This window comes from Lactococcus sp. NH2-7C (assembly GCF_029953655.1).
GTDB classification, from domain to species: Bacteria; Bacillota; Bacilli; order Lactobacillales; family Streptococcaceae; genus Lactococcus; species Lactococcus lactis.
In genome coordinates, this window is record NZ_CP124538.1 from 1261525 (window position 1) to 1282674 (window position 21150).

The 21150-nt window shown below is 34.7% G+C and carries 20 protein-coding genes; 1 reads left to right on the forward strand and 19 read right to left on the reverse strand.

Features of this window, described 5'->3' with window-relative positions; genetic code table 11:
* Nucleotides 1-68: 68 nt before the first annotated feature.
* The 4 genes from QJV49_RS06360 to QJV49_RS06375 all read right to left on the reverse strand — a co-directional run bounded on the left by QJV49_RS06360 (nt 69) and on the right by QJV49_RS06375 (nt 4258).
* Nucleotides 69-2300, reverse strand: a complete 2232-nt coding sequence (locus QJV49_RS06360; RefSeq protein WP_225512510.1) for a PBP1A family penicillin-binding protein — start codon at nt 2298-2300, stop codon at nt 69-71.
* A 383-nt stretch (nt 2301-2683) separates the two neighbouring features.
* Entirely contained in the window at nt 2684-3319 is a 636-nt protein-coding gene (locus tag QJV49_RS06365; RefSeq protein ID WP_225512509.1) for a DUF421 domain-containing protein, read from the reverse strand.
* Nucleotides 3320-3335: 16 nt separating this feature from the next.
* Complete coding sequence (locus QJV49_RS06370; protein WP_010906308.1) at nt 3336-3767, reverse strand: DUF3290 domain-containing protein; 432 nt, start codon at nt 3765-3767, stop codon at nt 3336-3338.
* A 113-nt stretch (nt 3768-3880) separates the two neighbouring features.
* Entirely contained in the window at nt 3881-4258 is a 378-nt protein-coding gene (locus QJV49_RS06375) for a pyridoxamine 5'-phosphate oxidase family protein (RefSeq protein ID WP_225512508.1), read from the reverse strand.
* A 204-nt stretch (nt 4259-4462) separates the two neighbouring features.
* Here QJV49_RS06375 and QJV49_RS06380 point away from each other — a divergent pair, with 204 nt between their 5' ends.
* Nucleotides 4463-5329 (forward strand): RluA family pseudouridine synthase, encoded by an 867-nt coding sequence (locus tag QJV49_RS06380; RefSeq protein WP_058204413.1) that lies wholly within the window; start codon nt 4463-4465, stop codon nt 5327-5329.
* A 37-nt stretch (nt 5330-5366) separates the two neighbouring features.
* On the opposite strand, the gene QJV49_RS06385 is transcribed toward QJV49_RS06380, so the two are convergent.
* The 15 genes from QJV49_RS06385 to QJV49_RS06455 form a co-directional block, all read right to left on the reverse strand.
* Complete coding sequence (locus QJV49_RS06385) at nt 5367-6176, reverse strand: metal ABC transporter permease (protein ID WP_014570791.1); 810 nt, start codon at nt 6174-6176, stop codon at nt 5367-5369.
* Complete coding sequence (locus tag QJV49_RS06390) at nt 6169-6906, reverse strand: metal ABC transporter ATP-binding protein (RefSeq protein ID WP_012898617.1); 738 nt, start codon at nt 6904-6906, stop codon at nt 6169-6171. Before QJV49_RS06390 ends, QJV49_RS06385 begins: the two co-directional genes overlap by 8 nt.
* Before the next feature lie 176 nt (nt 6907-7082).
* Nucleotides 7083-7925: a metal ABC transporter substrate-binding protein gene (locus QJV49_RS06395; protein ID WP_225512507.1), complete on the reverse strand. Its 843-nt coding sequence runs from the start codon at nt 7923-7925 to the stop codon at nt 7083-7085.
* Entirely contained in the window at nt 7922-8359 is a 438-nt protein-coding gene (locus QJV49_RS06400; RefSeq protein WP_010906313.1) for a zinc-dependent MarR family transcriptional regulator, read from the reverse strand. The genes QJV49_RS06395 and QJV49_RS06400 overlap by 4 nt, the downstream gene beginning before the upstream one ends.
* Before the next feature lie 81 nt (nt 8360-8440).
* Complete coding sequence (locus QJV49_RS06405; protein WP_225512506.1) at nt 8441-8716, reverse strand: competence protein ComGG; 276 nt, start codon at nt 8714-8716, stop codon at nt 8441-8443.
* A gap of 47 nt (nt 8717-8763) precedes the next feature.
* Entirely contained in the window at nt 8764-9210 is a 447-nt protein-coding gene (comGF, locus tag QJV49_RS06410; protein WP_370632039.1) for a competence type IV pilus minor pilin ComGF, read from the reverse strand.
* Complete coding sequence (gene comGE / locus QJV49_RS06415; RefSeq protein ID WP_225512504.1) at nt 9173-9469, reverse strand: competence type IV pilus minor pilin ComGE; 297 nt, start codon at nt 9467-9469, stop codon at nt 9173-9175. The genes comGF and comGE overlap by 38 nt, the downstream gene beginning before the upstream one ends.
* Nucleotides 9441-9872 carry a competence type IV pilus minor pilin ComGD gene (comGD, locus tag QJV49_RS06420; protein ID WP_225512503.1) on the reverse strand — a complete coding sequence of 144 codons (432 nt, stop codon included), beginning with the start codon at nt 9870-9872 and terminating at the stop codon, nt 9441-9443. The genes comGE and comGD overlap by 29 nt, the downstream gene beginning before the upstream one ends.
* Nucleotides 9832-10101, reverse strand: a complete 270-nt coding sequence (gene comGC, locus QJV49_RS06425) for a competence type IV pilus major pilin ComGC (protein ID WP_281449176.1) — start codon at nt 10099-10101, stop codon at nt 9832-9834. Before comGC ends, comGD begins: the two co-directional genes overlap by 41 nt.
* A 127-nt stretch (nt 10102-10228) precedes the next feature.
* Nucleotides 10229-11302 carry a competence type IV pilus assembly protein ComGB gene (gene comGB / locus QJV49_RS06430; protein WP_225512580.1) on the reverse strand — a complete coding sequence of 358 codons (1074 nt, stop codon included), beginning with the start codon at nt 11300-11302 and terminating at the stop codon, nt 10229-10231.
* Nucleotides 11196-12134, reverse strand: a complete 939-nt coding sequence (gene comGA / locus QJV49_RS06435) for a competence type IV pilus ATPase ComGA (RefSeq protein ID WP_225512501.1) — start codon at nt 12132-12134, stop codon at nt 11196-11198. The genes comGB and comGA overlap by 107 nt, the downstream gene beginning before the upstream one ends.
* A gap of 119 nt (nt 12135-12253) precedes the next feature.
* The gene (locus tag QJV49_RS06440) at nt 12254-17170 is read right to left on the reverse strand and encodes a PolC-type DNA polymerase III (protein WP_225512500.1); all 4917 of its coding nucleotides are present in this window, start codon (nt 17168-17170) and stop codon (nt 12254-12256) included.
* Nucleotides 17171-17341: 171 nt separating this feature from the next.
* The gene (locus QJV49_RS06445) at nt 17342-17878 is read right to left on the reverse strand and encodes a hypothetical protein (RefSeq protein WP_225512499.1); all 537 of its coding nucleotides are present in this window, start codon (nt 17876-17878) and stop codon (nt 17342-17344) included.
* Nucleotides 17879-17884: 6 nt separating this feature from the next.
* Nucleotides 17885-19216, reverse strand: coding sequence for an FAD/NAD(P)-binding oxidoreductase (locus QJV49_RS06450; RefSeq protein WP_225512498.1), 1332 nt, complete (start codon nt 19214-19216; stop codon nt 17885-17887).
* A 15-nt stretch (nt 19217-19231) separates the two neighbouring features.
* Entirely contained in the window at nt 19232-21082 is a 1851-nt protein-coding gene (locus QJV49_RS06455; protein WP_225512497.1) for a proline--tRNA ligase, read from the reverse strand.
* Nucleotides 21083-21150 lie beyond the last annotated feature (68 nt).

Here is a 21150-nt window from a genome sequence, read left to right on the forward strand (position 1 = left end):
ATTTTCTTGTCTTAAAACTACTACGCTTTCCCTCTAATTCTACCACATTTCTACCCCTTTTTTAAGTTTCAGTTGCCAAAAATTCCTTTAACTTTATCCCAAGCATTTTTAGCTGCATCTCCAATATCTTTACCAACTTTTCCAAGGTCTAAACCGTTAGAGTCGGATGATGAAGAGGAACTAGAACTAGAGCTTTCTGGTGTATTTCCAGTCGTGTGAGCTTCTGCTTGCTCTTGATCTACAATATCATCTTGATATTGTCTTTGTTGAGTCCAATAAGGTTCTTGTGCGGCAACACCTGCTTCGGCATAAGGATTTTCCACTGTAAATGCCGTTCCTTTAGTATAAGGCAACATATAACTAGCTTCCTGACGGAAAATAACTGAGGTTTGTCCTTCTGATGAACCTGTCAGTTTATATTTTCCATCCGCATAACCAATCCAGAGTGCCATAACCACATCTGGTGTATAACCTACTACCCACTGGTCTTGGTCTTCATTGGTTCCCGTCTTACCAGCAAGCGTATAAGACTTAGGTGAAGCTTTCCAAGCAGAACCATTAGTATAAGTCCCCAGCATCATTTGAGTCATTTTGTCAGCTGTATCTTTACTAATAACCCGTTTTTTGGTTACTTTTGCTGTTTTTACAACTTGTCCTGCAGCATTTTCAATTTTAGTAATCAAATGCGCATCATTCATCACTCCACCATTTGCAAAAACTTGATAAGCCTGAGCAATTTGCCATGGATTCGTTTCAACTCCAGCTCCAAGTGCTGTTGGCAAAACATCATTTTTACTACTTAAATCTAAACCAAACTCCCGTCCTAAAGCATTCCCAACTTTTGGTCCAATCGCCTGATAAGTATTAATCGCAGGGATATTATATGAATTTGCTAAAGCAGTATACATCGGGATTTGTCCACGCCATTGATTATCAAAATCGGTTGGTTTCCAGCCATTATAGTCCGCTGGTGAATCATCGACAGTTTTGTCAATTGACCAACCTGCTTCAATTGCCGGAGCGTAAACAATGAGGGGTTTGATAACTGAACCAGGAGAACGTTTAGACATTGTGGCATAGTTATAATCAGTAAAGCTATTTGACCCTTCCGTATTAACATTTCCAACAAGAGCATTGACAGCTCCCGTTTTAGGATCAATAGCAACCGAAGCAGATTGTGCATAAGTTCCATCCGAAGCTTGGGGGAAGAAGCTTGGGTCAGAATAAGTTTTTTGCAAGCCAGATTGCATATTTTGATCCATACCCGTATATATCTTGTAACCATTATTCATGATTTCTTGTAATGTCAGACCATACTTGCGTTCCGCTTCAGAAATAACAGCATTATAGTAGCTTGGATATTTATATTGACTACTTTTAGATTGATAATTGTCTTGCAATTGAGCTTGTAAGTCAACTTTCATAAAAGTATCTGCCTGTGACTGTTCCAAATAACCAGCATTAACCATATTTTGCAAAACTGTATTACGTCGATCAGTCGCATATTTTCCTTTTTCGTAAAGAGGATTATAAATTTCGGGTCCCTTTAACATTCCCGCAAGACTGGCTGCTTCATCAACAGTTACTTCGCTTGCTGGAACACCAAAATATTTCAAAGCTGCATCTTGAATGCCCCATACACCATTACCAAAGTAAGAATTATTCAGATACATGTCAAGAATCTCATCTTTACTATAATGTTTATTGATTTCAAGTGCCAAGAAAAACTCACGCGCTTTACGGTCAATCGTTTGTTCTTGAGTCAAATAAGCATTTTTGGCTAATTGTTGAGTGATTGTTGAACCACCACCAAAACGGCCAAGGGTAACGGCTGCTAGAGCAAAACGTTTCAAATTGACACCATGATTTTTATAGAAAGTTCTATCTTCTGTTGCCACAACAGCATTTGTAATATTTTTGGAAATTTGGTCGATCTTTACCGGTGTTCCTTTTTGACCATAAAGATTTCCAGCCTCATTATTATCTTTGTCATAAATAATTGTCTGGGCTGAAATAGAGCTTTGCAGTACTTTAACATTAGCCGTTTTAGCTAAGTAAAAAAGATATGATCCCGTCGAAACAATGGCTACTAAAACAAAAATAATTGTAATTTTTGTCAGATTATAACGTCTCCAAAAGCGTTTAATTGGTTTCATGAATTTACCAAATCTCGTTTTAGCCGGTTTTTCTGTTTCTTCTTCAAGCTTTTTTTGTTTTTTAGGGCGCAAATTAGGGATTTTTAAACTATTTTTTTTAGTTTCCTTTTTATTGCGCCGACTGAAATTATTATTTTCAGACATATATCGTTCCTCAGATGTTTTTATTTCTTTACCTACTCAAATGAATACAGTAATACCTTATTTTAATACTTTTCTGCTTTTTTTGCCTTACATCTTTGTAAGGTCCTTAGACATCGTTTTTTCAGTTTTGATTATTTTACTAAAAATCCCTTTTGCTTACAATGTAAGTTTGTAAAACGAAAGGGATTTATATTTTATTATAAAGATTTCTCTGGATTTTTCAATCGTTTTACTTCTAGTATCAAAATTCTATTTATAAATTTTATATCTTTATTATCAATATAGCAACAATAAATAATAATTTTTGAGACTTTTATCATTTGTAAATCCATGTATAATTTAGCTCATTCCAAATTAAAAAGAAAGGATTCGCTTTTTAATACCTACTTTGTGTATCCGTAGAGTTTAAGTTCACCTGATAAGTATTCTCCCAAATAAATTTCCTTAATTTGGTTATATCCTTGCAGATTAATTTGTTGTTCAAGCCAATTTTCATCTTTATCAATTAATTCGAGAACATCAAGATTTGCTTGTCCATCAACAATAATTGGATATTTAATATTTTCACCACCAAATTCAATCAATGTCAATTGGCCATTTTGCTCCAAAATAGCTCTTTTAACATTATGTATCTCATAAATACCGTTGGAACGTAATTTAAACATTAATTCATTAGCAGAAATTCCATTTCTGAGACATTCATTTACTCTCACTTTTCCATCTTGAATTAGAGTCAAGGGTTTACCATCAACGATTAATTTTACATAGCGATTGTGCTCCTTTGCAAATTTTAAAATTAACACTAACAGTGTCCATATGATTAGAACCAAGACAAATTGTAAGACCGTAATAGAATCATTATAGATGACTCCACCAATAATTCCTCCTAAAACATAGTTTTGAACTTGATCCATTGCTGATGAGGGAGCAAGATTACCTTTCCCCATTAAATTTATTTGAATAATTAAACAAATAATACCTAAAGCAAATTTTAATATTATTGGGCTGTATAATTGCATTATAACTCCTAATTTTTTATTTTTCGGGATTAATCAAGTAACTTTTGGTAAGAGTATATGATTGCTGATCAGCACTAAGATTAACTTTATAATAATCACCTTTTATCTTTACAATCACACCATCAGCTAATTGTGTGGAATTAACAAAAATATTATTTTTATTCGTTCTTTCATTTTTAGCAACTCTTTCAATAAATCCAACCATCTGTGAAGATTGAGTATGCTTAGATTGATTAATTTGATAATTTGAATATTGTATACCAATCTCTAAAATAATAAATAATAATAAAATAATACTAAGATCTCTATATTTTGTTTTAATTCTATGCTTAATATATATAGCAAATACAATAACAAGAACTACAAGACTCCCAAAAATAAAGATATATCGAAGATAATCGCTAAGTCCAGCTTGCGATTTTAAAAATTCGATATCATAAAATTTCATATTCTTCACCCCTTAATAACTATTATATTAAAAAAATGATTAATAAATCATTTTATAATTATTCAAAACTCATTTAATTTTATAAACAAAACTTCTAAGATGAAATATTATCTTTATAATAGTTGTTCTACTTCCGCTGGAGTAAGTTCAAGAACTGCTCGCAAAAATGGATACTTTTCTTTCATCATTTCAAATTCTGGACCATTTGAAATAAGTTTTGCTTTAGCACTCACCCTAAAGCCAATCCCTTGATAGCCATTTTTACCTTCGACTTCTCTAACCCCAAGCATCAGATAAATTGTATCATTCACTTTAATATCCTCTTCTAAATAATGCATCCCTGCTGCTGGTGCCAATATTCGTTCATCACTGGTTAGCTGTAAATAAGAAATCCATGTTCCTGTAACATGAGGACTTTCCTCTGCTCCCCATGAAGTGAGGGAAACTGAACCTTCATATTTTAATGTTTCTTTAAATTTTTTTGTTAGCATTTCTTTCTCTTTCTATAATTCACTCATAATATTTATTATTTTTTACATTTTGAGTTATCTTTATTACGTATTTTTAAGAAGATACTTTGATTATAACAAACCTAGAGTTAATTGAAAAGTAATTCTCTTGATAATCCCGATGCTGTCACCCTTTCAGTTTCTTATATTTTTGGGCCAAATAAAAACTTATAGTATAATGTGAATATGGAATATAACTTCATTTTACCCGAAAATTTTATAGAACAGCCTGTCTCTGATTTACTCGAAAAAACTTGGTTCATTCCTCGTAAACAAAGACACTTTCTAAGAATGAAAAAACATTGCTTAGTCAATAACAAGCTTATTAACGAAAATCAGCTCGTCCATGCTGGAGATAAAATCACTCTTATTTTTGATAATGAGGATTTCTCTAATTTATCTCTAAAATTCGGTTCAGCAAATTTAGCTGACATCCTTTATGAAGACGAACATTTGATTGTTGTCAATAAACCTGAAGGAATGAAGACCCACGGAAATACGGCTGATGAATTAGCCTTACAAAATCATGTTGCAGCGGCAATCAACCAAGAAGTTTTTGTTGTCCATCGCCTGGACCAAGCAACATCTGGTGCTGTTTTATTTGCAAAAAATCAATTTGTTCTCCCTATTCTTGGTAAAATGTTTGAAGAAAATAAAATTCATCGTGAATACTTGGCACTAGTCAAAGGTCATTTCCCAGAAAATCAATTTACCATTAATCGGGCCATTGGTCAGAATCGCCATGATAAAAATAAACGAATCCTTTCCGCAAAGGGTCAAAAAGCAGTGACTCATGTTGAGATTATCAAAAAATTTACTGACAAAACTCTTGTTAAATGTACCTTAGATACTGGAAGAACTCACCAAATACGTGTCCATTTATCTTCATTAAATCATCCTATCATTGGTGATGCTTTGTATGGTCAAAAATCACAGGAGAGAATGATGCTTCATGCTGGTAAAATTATTATTCCTCATCCGTTTGAAAATAAAATTTTAGAAATTTCAGCAATTAGTACTAGCTTCCTTGACATTTTAAATAAAACAAAATAAAAAGAAGTGATTTTTACCACTTCTTTTTATTTATTTCTTAGGCTCGAATCAATCGTTTTAAACTTGAAGTTACCAAGAAAAGGACGATGAAAATTAAAGTAATTGCGGCAGATGCTGGAGCATCCATATAGTAAGAGGCAATCAAGCCAGCATTTAAACCAATAAAACTTACAATAACCGAGATAAACAACACAGCTTTAAAAGATTTGCCTAGACGCATCGCAATTGAAGCAGGTAAAACCATAATTGCCGAAACAAGTAAAGCCCCCGCTGCAGGAATCATCAAGGCAATAGCAACCCCCGTGACAATATTAAATGCAATCGAAATCCATCGAACAGGAAGTCCATCAACAAAAGCTGTATCTTCATCAAAAGTCATCACGTAAAGCGGACGTAAAAAGAGAATAAATCCAAGTAAAACGACAGCTGCTAAAACAAAAAGCATAATCACTTGCGATAAGGAAATTGTGATAATTGAGCCAAATAAATATTGCTCCAAACTAACACTTGTTGCTCCTTTTGAGGAATTCAAAATCAAAAGGGCAATGGCAAGTCCTGCTGACATCAAAATGGCCGTCGCAATTTCCATATAGTTATGATAAATTGTTCTTAAATACTCTAGAAAAACAGCCGCAATTACAACTGTAATTAAAGTTGTAATCGTTGGATTCCAACTTAAGAGAACCCCAAAAGCGACACCGGCTAATGATACATGTGATAATGTATCTGACATTAAACTCTGTCTACGTAGTACAAGAAATACGCCAAGCAAAGGAGAAAATATTGAAATAGCGGTTGCTGCTAAAAGAGCGTTTCGCATAAAATCATACTGAAATAATTCAAACATCAGTTTCCTCCTTTAATTCTTGTTGCTTTTCTTGAGCTACTCTATCGCGGTCTGTATGCAAATCAAAGCAAGCAAATTTCCCATTTTTATCTTTCAATAAATGGATATTTCGGTCAGCATAATCTTTCACTTCTTCCGGATCATGAGTGACCATTAAAACAGATTTTCCATGTTTATGAGCCGCATGGTGCATCAATTCATAAAAGTCACTACTTGATACATCATCCATTCCTGTTGTTGGCTCATCAAGAATAAATAAGTCAGGATCACTAGCAAACATTCTTGCAATAGCAATTCTTTGCTTTTGCCCTCCAGAGAGTTCACCAATACGCTTATTTCTGTAGTCCCACATTCCTACTGAGTCAAGGGCTGCCTTAACGTGTTCTGAGTCGTGAGCTGTCATTTTTTTAAACCAACCTTGTCTCGGATAGCGTCCGCTCATAACAAATTCATGAACCGAACTTGGAAAACCAGCATTAAAACTTGCAACTTGCTGGGGAAGATAAGCAATCCTTAATTTTTCGCCTCGGTTGTTTTTGGGAGAAATTTTTATTTTACCTTTTTTAGGTTTTAAAATTCCCAAAGTTGTTTTTATAAGAGTTGATTTGGCAGCCCCATTCTCACCTGTTAATGTGACAAATTCACCAGAATCAACATGATAGCTGATATTTTCTAAAACTGGCTCTCTATCGTAATAGAAAGTCAAGTTTTCAACATTGATATATCTCATTTTTTCTCTTTATATCTCTAATAGTAATTCTTATTTCGGAGTTTATCTTACTAATCTATTTTTATTTCAAAAACACGAAACTCCCGTTCATAAGAACGAGAGTTTCAAGGAGTTTTATGAAAAGATTTTTTGGAAGAAATTCATTATAAATCCTTCATCTTAATTTTTCCTTAAACTCACTTGATAGTTTTCTTTAAAGCAGTCAAATTATCTTGCATCAGCGTGAGATAATTGTCGCCATTTTTTTTCTGCTCGTCAGATAATCCTTCGACAGTATTGATACCAATAAGGTTTGCACCTACTGATTTTGCTAAAGTCTCAGCAATTTTACTGTTAGCATTTCCTTCAAAATAAACATTTTTTAGTCCTGCTTTTTCCATTTCAACTTTTAAATTAGCTAGCGTTGATGCTGAAGGTTCTACTTCTGGGTCTAATCCAGCAATAGCAATTTCTTTCAAACCATAATCACGACTTAGATAAGCAAAAGCTTCATGTTGAGTAATAAATGTTTTTTGTTTAGCATTTTTCAAAGTATCAAATTCACTGTCTAGCTTTTTCAATTTAACTACATAACTTGCTGCATTTTTTTCAAAAGTTGCTTTATCATCTGGGAATTTTTTTCCAAGCTCAGAGGCAATGGTATTAACTTCAATAATTGCTTGTTTTGGACTAATCCAAGTATGAGGGTCGCCAGATATCTTATCAACATCCTTGCTGGCTTCTATTTTAATTCCCTTGCTGTTTACATTTTTCGCCCATTTTTCGAGGTCATTAGAATTATAAACAATAGCTTGGGCATTTGTCATTGTCGCAACTTGCTTTGCACTTGGTTCAAATTCATGAACTTCCTGATTAGCAGGTACAATATTTTCGACATCGACTTTGTCACCGACAATTGCCTTCGTAAACTCGTACATTGGCTCAAAAGTTGTGACAACTTCTGGCTTACTGGCTGATTTTTGACAACCTGCCAAGAGTAAAACTGCTGGAATAGCAAGTAACATCAATATCTTTTTCATTGAAATTCCTCCGTAAGTGCTGATAAGAATTTACTTATCACTTCTTGTTCTTCGTCAGTAAATTTGTTCCCTAATTCCTGGTAAGTACTCAGAGTTTTCTCGTGATGAGTAGCATGCTCCTTAGCAACCGGAACCGCTTTTTCTGTCAAACTCCAAAGGACCACGCGTTCGTCATTTGTGGCTCGACTTGATTTAATTAGTTCTTGCTCTTGTAATTTCTTTAGAGCTTTAGTTACTGCTGCTGGAGAAATCTTTAGTTTTTCGGCAATTTTAGCATTTGTCGATATTTGTTCTGCCAAAAGCATTAAAATATGTTCTTGAGTGCTTGTTAGTTTTACATCACTTTCACACTTACCAAGTAATATTTCATGCTTATTTTCTGCAAATTGCATGATTGTACCAAGAAACTGGTCGATTTGATTTGCTAAACTCATCGTATTTCGTCCCCCATAATTAGTTTACTGGTTAATTATATAGTAAAGAAAAAATAATGTCAACCAGTTAACGTTATTTTTTTAATTTTTTATTTGAAAGTTTGTGCCATCTTTTAGATGGATACTAAATTGATAAGTTTTTTCATCACTTGAATGGTCAGTAATTTTTGAACTGGCTGAAGAATCTGTCAGTAAATTGTAGGACAAATTCCCTGAATCAAAATGAATTTGACCTTGAGATTTTAAATCAGTCTTTAGAGCTACTGATACCATTAATTCAGCAGTTAGCTGCTCCTTTTCACGTCTTAATTGTCGAGCATCAGCTACTTGTGTCTGCAAATAAAACTGAAGAAACATTGAAAACATCAATAATAAGACCAGCGTATATAGAAGTATTCCTCCTCTTACTTGTCTTCTGGAAATTGATAAATAAATGTTCTTTCACCTCCTTGATTAAAATCAATTCTTATGGTTATTAAATTTTTAGTAGCTTGAATCTTAGCCGTTTTTATATTATAAAGCATTGGCTGATAACCCTGACCTTTGTCATCAGTCTTACGGAAATCATCACTCATAAAACCAAACCTTAGTTTTTTATCTTTAGTTACATACAGAAAATTCTGTTCTACTTTGTCTAATTTTGTTCCTGAGAGTTCAAAACGCATTTGCTGACAGAAAATTTGCCAATCTTTTATGCTATTACTTTGACTAATCGCCATTTGTTCTTTCAACATTTTTGTTAAACCTGAGATGACAAGGACTGATCCAGAAATTGCAAGAAGTGCCACCAAACACTCCAACAAGGTAAATGCCCTAACTTTGAAGTTCAAGTCGCAAAATTTCCTTTCCATGATTACTAATAATCAGTAAATTTTGGTTTTCATTTATCTTTATATCAGAACCGTTTATTGATAATTCTGTTAAGTGACTTTCAATCGCCATTTGTGCCACGTTTAAAGCTTCAATCTTTTGATTCTCTTCCGTATCTTTTTGTCTTACTTGCACAAGAGAGCTTATGATAAAGCTGACTAGAAAAGCGAGTAGAGCTATACTAATCAAACTTTCCAAAAGCAAATAAGCTTTAACTGATCTTCTTTTTAAATTTTCCACTGCCTATCTCCAATTGATAAGTGATGAGTTTTTTTTCGTAAGGTAAAGAAATTGTGAGTTTTTGTAAGCTAGAATTCTCTCCCTTATCGTCAAATTTAACTGTAAACTCTTTGACTTCTACCTCCTTTGGAATTGTTATTCTTCTATCTTCACAGTTTAATTCGTGATTTTTAACAACTAAACTTTCAGATTTTTGAAGCAGTGCAGCATCTTCTTGACTTCTTTTATAGAAGTCTTCAAACTGAAGAACAAACAATTCTCCCTTAAAAAGACGGACTGTTTGTATGATTTCTAAAGAAAAAAGAGTTGTGATAAAAGAAATAATCAGCAAAACTAGAAGAGACTCTAGCAAAGTAAATGCTTTAGTCATTAAAATTTCGTTCTTCATTTTTATTTTGTTCATAATAATTATCATAGGCAGAGATTTGTTTTTGAGTAATCATCCCAGCACCGAATAAGTCCGAAAGACTCGGTTTCTCATCATTATGATCTAATTCATAAAGTTGAGCCTGACTTTCAACTACTTTTACAACTGCTGACTCCCCTGTTTTTTGAACTTGTGTTTTTTCCTTAATTAAATTTGGAACAAAAAGTAATATCAAAATACTAATAATAGCCAGGACAATCAGCATCTCTATCAAAGTAAAAGCCTTTTGTTCTTTCTGATAACATTTTTTTCCCCAAACTCTAAAAATTAAAAATATTTTTTGAATTCTCTTTAAAATATAATCCTTTTTCTTTATCATCTCTTTTTCCTTTCTATATTCCGGAACCCATATTAGAGTAGATAGGCAATAGCATGGCTGCATATAATAAAACGATCATTAAAGCCACGAACACAAAAATGAGAGGTTGAATTAATTGCATTAACCAATCTATCTTTGTAAAAAATTGTTCCCAACATTCATCTGCATACAACGAAAGCTCCAAACCTAATTTATCCTTGATAGCTCCATATTCAATCATTAAAGAAAGCTCTGGTAAAAAAAGCTTAAGATTACTGACAGCTTGTTCAAAAGACCGACCAGCATTCAAGTCTAAATCAAGTTTCTCACCAACTTCTGAAAAAATTCTACTTTTTTGTTTTTTCATCAAGTTGATAATTTGTCGTAACTCGACACCTTGAGTAATTAGATTTCCCCATTCTCTTGAGAAGTAAGCGGTTAAGTATAAACGAATAAAAGGATGAATCAGTGGTAATTTAGCAAGAAATGTAAAATTCGTTATTGCTGATTTACGCTTGAAAAGAGTTACTGACAAAGCTGTCAGTAAAAACATAAAAGCTCCAAATGAAAAAAATACCAAGGGTAAATGATTAATTAACAGCGTAGTAAAGTTACTACCACTATTAAGTTGTGGTAATAAATAGTTTTTTAAGCCCCACATAATTCCAACCAAAAAAATTAATAACAATACTGGATAAGTGGCAACTTCCACTAATTTCTTTTTAACTTTAAGTTGCTTTTTTAAATGAAGTTCAACCAACTGCATTGTTCCTGACAAGTTACCATGCACTTCTACCAAAGCAAGTTGTGTCACTACATTTTTAGAAAATAAAAGACTTTCTAAAAGCTCTGATAAAGATTGACCAGAAGCGAGACCTTCTTTCATTTTCAAGGTAAATTCTTTTTCCACAAGTTTTGATAAAGATAAGAAATTTATCACTTCTCCTAAATTAAATCCACTATTCAAGAGATTTCCCATCAGTTGGATAAGTTTGGCTTGTTTAATCAGTCCTAATTTTTTCCCTCTTGGCTTCATTAGGTGTGAGATATCCATTTGTAAGTAGCTGATCAATTTTTTTATTCCAATTTTCTGATGACCAAGACTCAAATTCGTTTTTGGCAATGTCTAATATTCCTTTCCCAGCTATTAAACGCTGATAAACAACACTTGATAAAGCATTTTTTATTTCCCAATGACTTAAACCCAGCTCTGATAATCTCTGAATGACACCTCTAACAGAAGCGGCATGAACAGTTGAAAACACTGTATAGCCTGTCAAACTAGCCCGTAAAACTGCTTGAGCGGTCAATTTATCACGAATTTCACCAACGATTAACAAATCTGGACGATGCCTCAGTGATAATTTAATTAATTCATCATAACTGTTACCAATCACTTCGTTGACTTGTAATTGAATAAAATCAGAATCAATCAACTCAACGGGTTCTTCAATAGTGATAACTTGTAAACCTGTAAAATGACGACGCGCTAAATCAAACATTAAAGATGTTTTGCCCGAGCCTACTGGACCAGCAAAAAGATGCAATCCTCTTTTACAATCATAATTATCTAGTTCTTCATCAAACCAAAAATCAAGTTCTTTGTTTTGATCATGCAAGAGACGTATCACTAAAGATTCATTACCCTCGAAATCCCCCACCGTTGAAAGACGCAAACGTTTTGCATTACTTTCCTCTAATTCATACCAACAAGCTCCCAATTGAACTCGTCTGCGTTCACCCGTATTCATCCCAGCTAGAAACTTAAAGTGAGTAAGTAATGCTAAACCAACTTCTAACTCAATTTCTTCCACCAGAACACGCGCTGTCATTTGTCGAAAATAAAGTTTATACTTTTCTTTTGAAGCAATCAGATAAATATCTGATGCACCTCTATCAATTGCTTTTTGAATTAATTCTTTTGCCATTTTTGGTATCATACTAGACTATACGCAAATAATCAGTTAATGTAACAAAAAAGCCGAAGTTTTTTCGACATTTTGTTATTTCTAAAAATAAAAATACTCTCATCATTTAAGATAAGAGTATTTTATGAAAATCAAAAGAAATCATCAAATAGACTTAATTGATTATCATCAGGCATTCCTTCAAGAACACCCATATTGGTCATGTTTTCAATAATCGTTTGTGAAACACCACCACGCTTACGAAGTTCCATTTTACTTAAAAACTCACCTTCAGCTCGCGCTGCAACAATTTGTTTTGCTACGTTTTCACCCAATCCATCCATTGTTACAAATGGTGGAATTAAAGTATCGCTATCAATAACAAACTCAGTAGCCTCCGAACGATAAAGATCAATTTTACCAAAAGTGAAACCACGCTCTAACATTTCATTACATAGCTCTAAAGTCGTATAAAGGTTAGTTTCAACATTTGTTGCATCGAAACCTTTATCTTTAATTTCTTTCATTTTGGCTTTAACTGCTTCAAGACCTGCTCCCATAACCCCAATATCAAAGGCAGTCGCTCTAATAGAGAACCATGCGCAGTAATAGTAAATAGGATAATGGACTTTGAAATAAGCCACCCGCAAAGCCATCATGATATAAGCTGCCGCATGGGCTTTAGGGAACATGTATTTAATCTTTGAACAAGACTCAATATACCATTCAGGAACATCATGCTCTCGCATGGCTTCTACATATTTTTCACGTTCTTCAGCGGGAATTTTATTCCACATTCCCTTACGCACCCGTTCCATAATTGTAAAAGCAAGACCATTTTCTAGCCCCTTATGGATAAGATAGACCATAATATCATCCCGACAACCAATGACACTCGATAAGTCGGCAATCCCTGAACGAATTAAATCTTGAGCATTTCCTGACCAAACGTCCGTCCCGTGTGAAAGTCCAGAAATTTGGAGTAAATCTGCGAAGTTTTTCGGTTTAGCTTCGGCAATCATGTTCATTGAGGTGAAGGTTCCCATTTCAGGAATTCCCAAAGTTCCTAATTTTACCCCTAATTGTTCTTCAGTTAAGCCCAAAGATTCTGTCCCAGTGAAAAGCTTCATTACTCCTGGGTCATCCATTGGGATATCTTGAGGAACAATACCAGAGAGACTTTGTAATTTTCGAATCATTGTGGGGTCATCATGTCCAAGTATGTCAAGCTTTAAGATGTTGTCATGAATCGCATGGAAATCAAAGTGAGTCGTTTGCCATTCGGCATTAACATCATCGGCCGGAAATTGAACAGGAGAAAAATCATAAACATCCATATAATTTGGAATAACGATTATCCCACCTGGGTGTTGTCCTGTTGTTCGCTTAACACCGGTTGATCCCGCAGCTAAACGGTCAATTTCTGCATTTCCATAATATTGATCATAATCACGTTCATAACCTTTGACAAAACCAAAGGCAGTTTTTTCAGCAACCGTACCAATTGTTCCCGCCCGAAAGGCATAATCTTCGCCAAAGATATCTCGAACGTCCAAGTGAGCAAGGGGTTGATCATCACCAGAGAAGTTCAAATCGATATCGGGAACTTTGTCTCCCTTGAAACCTAAGAAAGTTTCAAAAGGAATATCATGTCCATCTTTGATGAGTTTATGATTACATTTAGGGCAATTTTTGTCTGGCATATCATAACCAGAACCGAAAGATCCATCATCATAGCATTCAAAATATTGACATTCCGGACAACGATAATGTGGAGCCAAGGGATTTACTTCGGTAATCCCAATCATTGTCGCAACAAGTGATGAACCAACAGAACCCCGTGAACCAACAATATAGCCTCGGTCATTAGAACGTTTTACAAGCTCTTGTGAAATAATATAAACAACCGAGAAACCATTTCCTAAAATCGATCGAAGTTCTTTTTCAAGTCGTGCGTCAATAATATCTGGCAATGGATTACCATACCACTCATGTGCTTTTTCATAAGTTAAGCGAACAATCCGTTCTTCGGAGGTTTCTCCTCCATCAAAAACCATCTTAGGTGTGTATAAATCATCCCGAACTGGAGTCAATACATCAAATTCATCAGCCATCTTTTGCGTATTGTCAATGACAATTTCACGCGCAGTCTTCTCATCAAGAAAACTAAAGGCCTCAAGCATTTCATCAGTTGTTCTAAAATGAGCTTCAGGTAATGGAAGAGGTTTGGCATGCTCCCCGTGCCCTTGAGTCCAGTTAATTTCAGCTCCAAGACCAAGTGAGCGGACAATAATTTCTCGATAAATAGCATCTTCTGGGTTCAAATAATGTAAATTACCTGTTGCCAGAACTGGTTTGCCTAAAGTCTTACCAATTTTTATCAAATCTTTAAGCGTTTGTTCTAATTCTTTTTCTGATTTGAAAGAACCACCGACAACGAGCGAACGATAAAGAGCTGGTGGAAATACTTCGATAAAATCATAAAACTTGGCGATTTCAAGCGTTTCTTCAAATGTTTTATTGATTGCTGCGTCAAAAACTTCACCAATTTCGCAGGCCGATCCGACTAACAATCCTTCGCGGTTGGCTTCTAAAACAGAACGTGGAACCCGAGGAAGACCAGCATAATATTTAACATTCCCAAAACTAACAATTTTGAAGAGATTTTTTAGACCTTCTTGCGTTTTGGCATATAAGGTGACATGTTTTGGACGAACTTTTTTATAAGAATCTTCACTGACCAATTTATCATTAAGTTCTAAAAGACTTGTCCATCCTGTATTTCTAGTACGTAATTCTTCCAAAAACACAAAGAGCAAACGTCCGGTTGCTTCCGCATCAAAATTGGCCATATGGTGATGTTCAAGTCCGATTTGGAATTTCTTAGTCAATTGACCCAAACCAAAACGTTTCATTTCGGGATAAAGATTACGGGCAAATTCGAGGGTATCAACCACCGGTTGCGTGATAATCGGCAAACCGTTTCGTGAATAGTTCATATTCATGAAGCCCACGTCAAATGTTGCATTGTGCGCAACAAGAATTGTTCCTTCACAAAACTTTTGGAATTTTGTTAGAACTTCATATAATGGTTTGGCATTTTTGACATGGTCATCTGTAATTCCGGTTAATTCTGTTGTAAATTCGCTCAAACGATATCCTGGATTGATAAATTCATCAAATTCATCAATTGGATTTCCTTTGTGCATTTTTGTTGCCGCAATCTGAATCAGATCATTATGAACTGCCGAAAGTCCTGTTGTTTCCACATCGAATACAACATAAGTTGATTCATACATATCAACGTCAGTTTCATTGTAAACAATCGGAATTTTATCTTCAACAAGATTGGCTTCGACGCCATAGATTATCTTGACACCATTCTTCTTTCCAGCCGAGTGAGCCTCAGGGAAAGATTGCAAACCACCATGGTCAGTAATTGCAATAGCTTTATGTCCCCATTTAGCAGCTTGAGCAACCAAACTAGAAGCAGAAGGAATGGCATCCATTTGACTCATATTAGTATGCGCGTGAAATTCAACACGTTTTTCATCTGATTTGTCTTCACGAACATTTTGTGTCGGAATTTCAATCAAATCAGTCAATTGTAGGACTAGATCATTTTTGAAATTGTCCCGTTGAACATTCCCGCGGACACGACACCATAGTCCCGCTTTAATTTGTTTGGCTAGCTGAATTTCTTCTTCGCCACGTAGCCATTTCTGAACGTAAAAACTTGAAGTGTAATCAGTCATCTCAAATTCAAGAAGATAACTAATATTTCCTGTTTTACGTGATTTAATTTCACGGAGTTCGCCTTTAAAGACATATCCTTCAAAAACAACTGGTCCGTTAGTCGAAAATTCACTGACAGAACGCATCGGAGTGACGGGCTCATTATTTTTGATTTCACGACCTAATTGAATTTTATCTGATTTTACAGCCTTGATTTGAAGAGCAACACGATCAATGGTTGGTTTAGGTTTAATTTCCACAACCGCATTAGCGGTCATCACCAAATCATCTTTGTATTTGTCGTGTTCAATATTTCCTTGCACACGTAACCAAAGAGCATCAGATAAGCTGTCAGTAAAATTATCTTCTCCATCAGTACGGTCAGTTATAATTTTTTCATTCATAGCTTTGACAGTGCTGACAATTTGGTCAAATTGTGCAATTTCTTCATCCTTACGACCCCATTTTGAAATCATAAAAGTTGAAGTTTCATCAGCCATTTTTAATTCTAAAATATGATTGACTTTTCCGGATTCTTTTCCCGTAAACTCACGGTGTGCGGCTTCAAAAACAAGTCCCTCAAAAATAACCCCAAAACCTTCACCAGCAATAAAAGACATGCTAGTAATTGGGCTTTGTCCACTAATTTTTCGACCAAAGAAAATCCCGTCAGAAAGTGCCGTTTCCACAAATTCTGGTTTTGCTTCTCTAGTATTTTTGCTTTCTCGTTCTTCTGAACGTTGTTTTTTGATTTCAGAAATTTGGGCTTGTTCTGCAGTTTGAGCTGCCAAGCGAGCCGCAACTTTTTCAGCGTGAGCAGCTGCTTGTGTTTCTGTCAGCTCTTGGTCAACTATAGGGGCTATTCTTAATTCTCCAAAACCGAAAGACTTAAATTTTTCCTCGAGAATTGGAAAATATTTTTCCACAAAAAAGTCCATTTGCGGATTATCTTCCACCATTAAGTGAATTTTTTCCTCTTCTTTTTCAAGATGATACTTCTTAAAAATACTTGAAAAAGCAGAATCGCATAATTCTGGAAGTGTAAGTGCATATTGATAATAATCATTAAGATTTTGCTCATCAATATTTTGATTTCGACTGCTGACAGAAATTTCTGTACGAGCAATTGTAGAAAAAGCAGTTTCTGTCAGTTCTGTCAGTAATTTATATGTATCAATTGGTAAAATCTCATCAAAAATTAACTGAAAGTGCCATAGCTTACTTGCCGTATGCACTTCAACATTTTCAATATCAGCATGCTCAAATTGGCTAGAACGACGCAAATTTGGTGGCATTTTGATTTGTTCCATCAATTTTTCAAACAGATTTTCCATGTTTTTTGACCCTTTATCTTATTTTTTCTATCCTTAGCAAATAGAATTTCATTTCTCATTATAGCATAAAAAAATGTTGCTTTTCACTCTTTTTCAAGAATAAAATAACTGACAACTCTGTCAGTTATTTTATTTTAGAATCAATAGTTATTGACGCCTTTGTCAGTAACTTTATTTACCAGCTGAATGTTTGGTCTCATCCATTTTCCAAAAATAGAGAGCTTCTTCAATATTTTGTGCTTCGCCACGTTTCATGTAGCGAATCATATGACTTACGACCTCTGTTGTTTTAAACTGTGAGGGAATTCGATTGAAATGATTTAGTTCAGTTTGAATTTTTATTTCTTCTGCTTTAAGCTTATTCAAATCAGCATTTAAAGATTTCATTTTTAGAGAAGTTCCGCCCCCTAAAGCTAATTTTTCTTTAAACTTTTTGGAATCATATCTGAACAAAAGACAAAAAATGAATAAATAGACAACTGAAATCACCAACAAAAGAACTAATGATAACTTTAAAAGTATTCCTACTCCTAAAATAATAAGAAAAATTATTAATTTTAAAATCAATGATAGAGTTTGATGAGTATGAATTTTTTGCTTATCGGAGTATTCAGCAAAAGATTCAATGCTTTGTTGAACTTTCTGCAAATCCTCAAGTAAATGAAGTACTTTTTGACAATAAATTATCTCTTTATTAGTCGGTTCCACCAGAATCTACCTTTCATTCTCCCTTACCAGTCGAGCCAGTATGCGATTGAAACCACGTGGGTCTTTATAACCATGTTCGAAATAAAAATCTGTAAACTCAATCTCTTCAATTTTTAGCTCTTGCTGAATCGCTAGTGAGAAAATATTTACATATTCCGCCATATCACTGGTTTTCCCAATACATTGTAAGCCAAGAATTCGATGAGTACGTCTTTCATAAATCATCCAAATATTACTTGGCGAATGTCCATCCAAATGTTCATTTAGTAAATGAACTGCATCTGCATCATAACCAGAATCAACCGCCTGTTTTATTGTAATCCCAGTCATAGCCATCACTAAATTTTTCATCGGAACATGGTATGTCCCCTGAGTACTATTAATTTTTTGATGAGGAGTAAGCAAATTAATCGCCGCAATTTCACCATCACGCACAGCATCAGACGCATGTGGAAGATAATAGTTTTTTCCCAACAAATTAACATAACTTGTCGAAACATCTCCTACAGCAAAAACGTCTGGACAACTTGTTTGCATGTACTCATCAACGACGACTGCTCCCTTATCGCCTAATTCAACCTGTTGATTAAGCAGATAAGAATTTGGACGAAAACCAATCGTAAATATTACGCCATCAGCAGCTATTTCTTGACCTGTCGCTGTATGAATGACAGTATTCTCTCTATCAGCTCTGATTTCTGTCACCTCCGTATTCAAAAGAAGACGCGTTCCCTCAGCATTCATCCAACTTTCCAATAAATGACTTGCTGGTTCATCAAAATAATCATTCAAAAGATTTTTATTGCGATGAATAAGTGTTGTTTGAATCCCTCTTTCTTGAGTAATTCGCGCAACTTCAACTCCAGTCATTCCTCCACCAATTACCACAACATTTTTAGCCGCCTTTAGGAATTCATCTGTTTTTATCGCATCATCCATACTCTTTAAAAAGAAAAGTTTACTTTTTTCATCAAAAGGAACTGAAGTCATCGCTGGATAAGAACCTGTGGCTAAAATTAATTTATCATAGGGAGCACGTTTTGTCTTTTTAGAATCTACTCTCCGATAAAATAAGCTTTTATTTTTTGTATCAATCTCTTCAACGAAAGTTTCTAACTGCATGTTTAAACCAGCATTTTTTAGTTCTTCTACCGAAGAGTAACTAGATTGATAAAGGACAGATTTTTGACCCGCCAGATAAGAAATAATTCCTTGAGAAACAAAAGAAACCTGATTACGCTTATCATAAAGCGTAATTTCGGCTTCTGGATATTCTTCAAGCGCCCGTAATCCGGCACAAATTCCGGCGTGGGAGCTTCCAACAATAACAATTTTCATAGTAAATCTCTTTTATTATTTACTTAAAATTTCAATGGTATTGACAAGTTCATCTTTGTTAATTTCAACAACTTCACCTGTTGCACGAATTTTAACTTCAACAACGCCCTCGGCAGCTTTTTTACCGATTGTCACACGAACTGGCAAACCAATCAAATCGCTGTCAGCAAATTTAACACCTGCACGTTCATTGCGGTCATCTACTAATACTTGATAACCTTTGCCACGCAATTTTTCTTCAAGTTCAGAAGTCAATTCCATTGCTGCTTCATCTTTAACATTAACTGGAACAAGATGAATATCAAATGGTGCTAATTCTTTAGGGAAATTAATTGACCAGCTAAATTTAAATTCTTCTCTTGGTGTTTTTTCAACATAGATACGAGCAAATTGTTCCAAAATAGCTGAAAGCAAACGACTTACACCGATTCCGTAACAACCCATGAGCATTGGAATTGAACGACCATTTGCATCAAGAATAGTGGCATTCATTGCTTCTGTATAGCGGGTACCTAATTTAAAGATATGTCCAATTTCAATCCCACGCGCAAATTTCAAAGTTCCACGGCCATCTGGTGAAATTTCTCCTTCATTGACTATACGTAGATCAACAAATTCTTCAACCTCAAAATCACGTCCAAAGTTAGCATTTTTATAATGGAAACCATCAACGTTAGCTCCAACCACAGCATTTTTAATTTGTTCAACTTTGCGGTCAGCAATAATCTTGACATTTTCAAGTCCGATTGGTCCAAGTGAACCAAAATGAGCTCCAAATTTTTCTTCAACTTCTGCTTCACTTGCAGCTTCAATAAACGATGCTCCAAGATAATTGGTCAATTTTACTTCGTTAAGTTGATCATTACCATTTAACAAGATAACCACTAAGTCATCATCTGCGTGGTAAACCAATGTTTTAACTGTTTGTTCTTCATCAATTTCAAGGAATTTTGAAACTTCATCAATTGTTTTAGCACCTGGTGTCGCTACTTTTTCAAGTTCAAGTTCTTCAGTATAAGCTACATTTGGTTCAAATTGACTTGTTGCCATTTCAATATTTGCCGCATAATCGCCACCTTCAGCATAGACAATTGTATCTTCACCGGCTATCAACCATTTGCCAAGTTCTTCTTTGATTTCTGAAAGGACAGATTCTGGAATTTCTTCGATTGATGTAATATTCTTACTCAAAACGATCCATTTTTCAAGATTAATTCGGTCATCTGTAATGGCAATAAATTCTTGACTATCTTTACCACCCATAGCCCCAGCATCGGCAATAATTGGTTTAAAGTTTAAGCCAGCACGTTCAAAGATTCTTTCGTAGGCTTTTTTGTAATCATTATAAGTCTCATCCAATGAATCTTGGTCAGCATGGTAGCTATAACCATCTTTCATCAAAAACTCCCGACCGCGTAATAGTCCATAACGTGGACGTTTTTCATCACGGAATTTTGGCGCAATTTGGTAAACATTAAGTGGTAATTTTTTATAAGAAGTAATTTCATCACGGACAAGAGAAGTCATTGTTTCTTCATGTGTTGGTCCTAAAATAAAATCAGAATTATCACGGTTTTTTAATTTATATAAATCTTCACCGTATGTATCATAACGGCCAGATTCACGCCAAAGGTCAGCTGTCAAAAGACTTGGGGCAAGAAGTTCTACTGCACCAATTTCGTCAAACTCTTCACGCATGATATTTTTCAACTTTTCAAGTACGCGGTTTGCTAATGGCAAGTAAGCATAAATTCCTGCTGAAACTTGACGAACATATCCTGCGCGCATAAGTAAAGCATGGCTGATAACCTGGGCATCAGAAGGCATTTCCCGAAGTGTTGGTATAAGCATTTTTGATTGTTTCATAATTTTAAAATTTCCTTTATGAGTATGGTTCAGCTTCTTTCCTTTTGAAATAGAAGACGAATAGATAT